Annotated in this window: 4 protein-coding genes; all 4 read right to left on the bottom strand. The window is 68.8% G+C overall.

The features are described from left to right. A partial coding sequence (prmC, locus tag WBV89_RS21215) for a peptide chain release factor N(5)-glutamine methyltransferase (protein WP_423983322.1) occupies positions 1-964 on the bottom strand: 964 nt, incomplete at its 3' end. After that, positions 948-2,036, bottom strand: a complete 1,089-nt coding sequence (gene prfA / locus WBV89_RS21210) for a peptide chain release factor 1 (RefSeq protein ID WP_423983321.1) — start codon at positions 2,034-2,036, stop codon at positions 948-950. The genes prfA and prmC, both read right to left, overlap by 17 nt. A gap of 15 nt (positions 2,037-2,051) precedes the next feature. After that, positions 2,052-3,113: a hypothetical protein gene (locus WBV89_RS21205; protein ID WP_423983320.1), complete on the bottom strand. Its 1,062-nt coding sequence runs from the start codon at positions 3,111-3,113 to the stop codon at positions 2,052-2,054. Positions 3,114-3,194: 81 nt separating this feature from the next. Further along, positions 3,195-4,582 (bottom strand): potassium/proton antiporter (locus WBV89_RS21200; protein ID WP_423983319.1); only part of this gene is annotated, 1,388 nt, incomplete at its 5' end.

Genomic DNA, 4,582 nt, shown 5'->3' with positions numbered 1-4,582 from the left:
GGTCTGACCCGTTACGTAACGCTGGGGTCTCCACGTCGAACAGATGCACGGGACGGCGGCCGAGTGACATCCGATCGAGACCGGCGAGATCGCGTCGGGTCTCCACGTCGACCAGGCCACTGGACGTCAGCAGCGAACGGACGGCATCGCCCTGGTCGTGTCCGTGCTCGAGCACCAGCCAGCCACCGGGCCGGATGTGGGCCGGCGCGGTACGCGTCAGGAGGCGGATGTCGTCGAGCCCATCGGGTCCCGCGTACAGCGCATCGGTCGGTTCCCAGTCGGCCACGATCGATTCGATCTCGGTCGACGCATCCGCCACGTACGGCGGGTTGGAGACGATCACGTCGAACGCGACACCGACGGGCAACGCGTCGGTCCACGACCCCTCGGCGACGACGACGTTGACCGCCCCACGACCGATTCCGGCGAGGTTCGAACGAGCGACATCGAGCGCATCGGACGAGGCATCGGAGATCCAGACCGTGGTGCCGTCGTGCGGAAGTTCGTCGGCCATCGCGAGGCCGATCGCCCCCGATCCGGTGCCGAGGTCGGCGACCCGGCGGATCGGACCGGCGCCGGCCGCCAACTCGATCGCCACCTCCGCGACGAGTTCGGTCTCGGGCCGGGGGATCAGGACGCGCTCGTCGACCGCGAGGTCGAGACGGCGAAATCCCCAGCCCCCCAACACGTACTGGATCGGCTCACCGGCGCGTGCCCGCGCGACCATCGCGTCGAGGTGGCCGACGGCCCGCTCGGTCGCTGGCTGGTCGAGCATCGCGGTGAACTCGTCCGGCGTCGATGACGTCGCGGTCTCGCAGATCCAGCGAGCGTGGGTGGGATCGTCGAGCAGCACGGTCGTCTCCGCCAACAACACGCGCCAACTGATCGTGCGTTCGTCCGACCCGGCCGGATCTCCGGAACCGGCTCGGTCGGCCCGCCCGTCGCTGTCAGCCGCCGACGTCATCGATCGAACCTTCGGCGAGCAGTCGCGTCCGTTCCTCGGTGGCGAGTGCGTTCACGACGATGTCGAGATCGCCTCCGAGAATGTCGGCGAGTCGGTACACGGTGAACCCGATCCGATGATCGGTCACCCGGTTCTCCTTGTAGTTGTACGTCCGGATCTTCTCGCTGCGGCCACCGCCGCCGACCTGAGCGCGACGTTCGCTCGACAGCTCGGCGGCGCGCTCTGCCTCCGCGCGTTCGAACAACCGAGCGCGCAGGACCTGCATCGCACGGTTGCGGTTCTGGAGTTGCGAACGTTCGTCCTGCATGGTCACGACCACACCGGTCGGCACGTGCGTGATGCGGACCGCGGAGTCCGTGGTGTTGACGTGCTGCCCGCCGGCGCCGCTCGATCGGTACACGTCGATTTCCAGGTCGCGCTCGTCGACATCGACGTCGACCTCGTCCACGTCGGGCAACACCGTCACCGTGGCCGACGACGTGTGGATCCGACCCTGGCTCTCGGTGACCGGAACCCGCTGGACCCGGTGCGGGCCGCCCTCGAACTTGAGGTGGCGCCACGCCGTGTCGCCGTGGACCACGAACGTGATGTCGTTGTATCCGCCCATGTCACTCGTCGACGACGAGAGCGTCTCGAGCTTCCAACGATGCGTCGCGCAGTAGCTCTCGTACATCTCGAAGAGGTCACGCGCGAACAGGTTGGCTTCCTCGCCGCCCTCGGCACCACGGATCTCGACGATCACGTCGCGGCCGTCGTGCGGATCCTTCGGGATCATCATGTCGCGAAGTTCCACGTCGAGTGCGGCGAGTTCGATCGCCACGGTCTCGATCTCGTCGACGAGCATCTGTCGCTCGTCGCCGCTCGATCCGTCGAGCATCTGTCGCGCGGCATCGGCGTCGCCCCGGCGTTCGTCGTATCGGCGCACCTTGGCGACGACCGGACCGAGTTCGTTGTAGCGCTTGGACACCGTACGCAACTGATCGGGGTCGGCCAGTACCTCCGGGTCCGCGAGCTGGTGCTCGAGCGTCTCGTACTCGTCGACGATCTGTGCACGCCGGTCGATCGTCGCCACGTCAGGCTCCCGTGCTCACAGCGCGACGAGTTCGATCGGACGAACGAGCAGGGCGGCGAGGTCGGCGGTCACCGGAACGAGGTCGCGACCCGGGACGGCGACGACGATCCGCTCGATCTCGTCATCGAGACCGAGTGAGACATCCGCGACGAACGGGATCAGATCGAGATCGACACCCGCCGAGAACACGACGGCCACGGCCGCCCCCGACTCGTCGATGCCCCGGGCGGCACACGGCTCGGGGTGCTTCATGCTCTGACGGTCGACCGGTGGATCGATCGCCTCGAGCGATGTGAGCCCCAGGAGTGCGGGGGCCTCCTCGACCTGCCAGCGCAGGAAGCGCTCGGGGGCCATCCGGTTGAGTGGGTGCTGCGGAGCGTCGAGGCTGCGATACGCGGTGACGGCCGAGACGACGTCGGCGAGCGCTTCCTGTGTCGGCCGGTGGCCGTGGATCAGCTGGAACGCCTCACGATCGTTGGCGCCGACACCCACCTCGAGAATGATGCCGTCGGATGCGTCGACCCGCGCGGCGATGAGGTCCTCGGGGACGTCGTTGAGTTCGGCGAAGTTGCCGATCGTCGGCTCGTCCACGACCCGGCAGACCTCGAGGCCGCGCACCTCGCCCGACACGACGCCGCGTTCGGTGTGCGGACGCGCACCACCCGCCTCGATCATCGGGAGCAACTCCAGGTGATCGGCAGACAGCGACGGCGCCTCGGGCCGGGTCTCGGCCACGATCGGAAGCAGCGCGCGCTCCTCCGGGAACCAGACACCGACCGGAAAGTCGAATCCGCCGGCGCGACGGGCGACCTGTCCTCCCCCATCATCGACCACGACATCGAGCGAGGTGGCCCCATTGCGCACGGCCCATGCGAGCGAAGCTCCGAGGGTGCGGCCTGCCGGTCCGTCGACGATCACCCACGCGGCGCCGTCGAGCACGAAGCCGGCGCCGGTCCCGAACTCGACGGGCTCGACATCGACCGGAGAGCCGAGATGCTCCGACACCAGCGCCCGCAGTTTGATTCCGAGCAACCGTCGTCGCCGCTCGGTCGTCGGAGGTCCACCTTGGTCCTTCATCGCTCCCGACGCTACCGATGAGAGCGCCGGGGCGGCAGCGGATCGTGACGAGCGGGTGGAGCGCCGACTCCGCGAGCCGGGCTACCCCGACTCGTCGGGCGGGTGCGACCGATCGGACGGTGCGACGCGACCCCACGATTCCATCTCATCGAGATCGCAACGCTTCGGTGCGACGACGAGGAGGACATCGGAGGCCTCCAGCGTCGTGTCACCGTCGGGCACGATCGTCTCGTCACCGCGGCGGATCAGCGCAACCCGCGACCCGCCGGGCGGTGGAGAGTCGCGCAGGGTCGAGTGATGCATCCGGGAGCCGACGGGCAGGGTCACCTCGACCACGTCGGCATCGAGCGCATCGACCGGGACGATCTCGGGACGCACGGTCACGTGTTCCTCGGCGACCACGCCGAGCCGACGCGCGAGGATCCCGACGGTCGGACCCTGGACCGCGACCGACAACACCACGACGACGAACGCGACGTCGAAGACGAGTGCGCCGTCGGGATGGCCGGCGGTGAACGGGATCGTCGCCAGGACGACGGGGACCGCACCCCGCAGACCCGCCCACGAGATGACGGCCATCCGGCGGAGCGGTGTCCGCGACCAGCTCAGGACGGCGAGGACCGCGAGCGGTCGAGCGAGGACGATCAGCACGACGGCGATCACCACGGCGATCCCGAGGTTGTCCAGCAGCCGACTCGGGAACACGAGGATCCCGAGGAGCAGGAACAGCACCCCCTGCGCGGTTGCCGCCAGGCCCTCGTGGAAGGAGAGCACGCCTCGCGCCGAACGCTGTGCCCCGGCGAGGACGACGCCCGTCAGGTACACGGCGAGGAAGCCCGAGCCGCCGATCACCGCGGCTGCGCCGTAGGAGATCGCGGCGATGGCGAGCGTGATCACACCGAGCGATGACATCGCCGGACCGGCGATCCGAGCGACCACCCAACGTCCGGACCACCCGACTCCGAGCCCGACGATCACGCCGGCTCCGAGCTGCACGGTCAGGAAACTCACCCAATCCCAGGCGCTCGGATCCCCGCGCCAGACCTCGACCATGCCGATCGTCAGCAGCACCGCCACCGGGTCGTTCATCCCCGATTCGAGTTGCAGCAGTCGCTGCGTTCGTCGCGGCAGCGACTCGGAGCGCAGGGCGGCGAACACCGCGGCGGCGTCGGTCGAGGCGACGACCGCGCCGAGGATCAGCGCGGTCGTCGACTCCAGATCCAGCACGAACCAGGCCACCAGAGCGACGACCCCGGCGGTGATCATCACCCCAAGCGTCGCCAGGAAGGCAGCGGGTACCCCCACCGCCCGGAATGCCTTCGGTTCGGTTCCCAGGCCGCCCTCGAACAGGATGATCACGAGTGCGACCGACGCCACGTTCTGCGCCAACGCGGCATCGTCGAACCGCACGAGCGCCAACCCGTCATCGGCGACGAGCATCCCGAGGAACAGGAACATCAACAGACTCG

Source organism: Ilumatobacter sp. (assembly GCF_049588435.1).
GTDB lineage: Bacteria > Actinomycetota > Acidimicrobiia > Acidimicrobiales > Ilumatobacteraceae > Ilumatobacter_A.
The sequence above is the reverse complement of the archived record's forward strand: the minus strand, read 5'-3'. Positions and strand labels throughout refer to the sequence as shown.

Coding starts and splice junctions, on each gene's coding strand:
- WBV89_RS21205 (WP_423983320.1), bottom strand. CDS start 3,113: ATGAAGGACCAAGGTGGACCTCCGACGACCGAGCGGCGACGACGGTTG.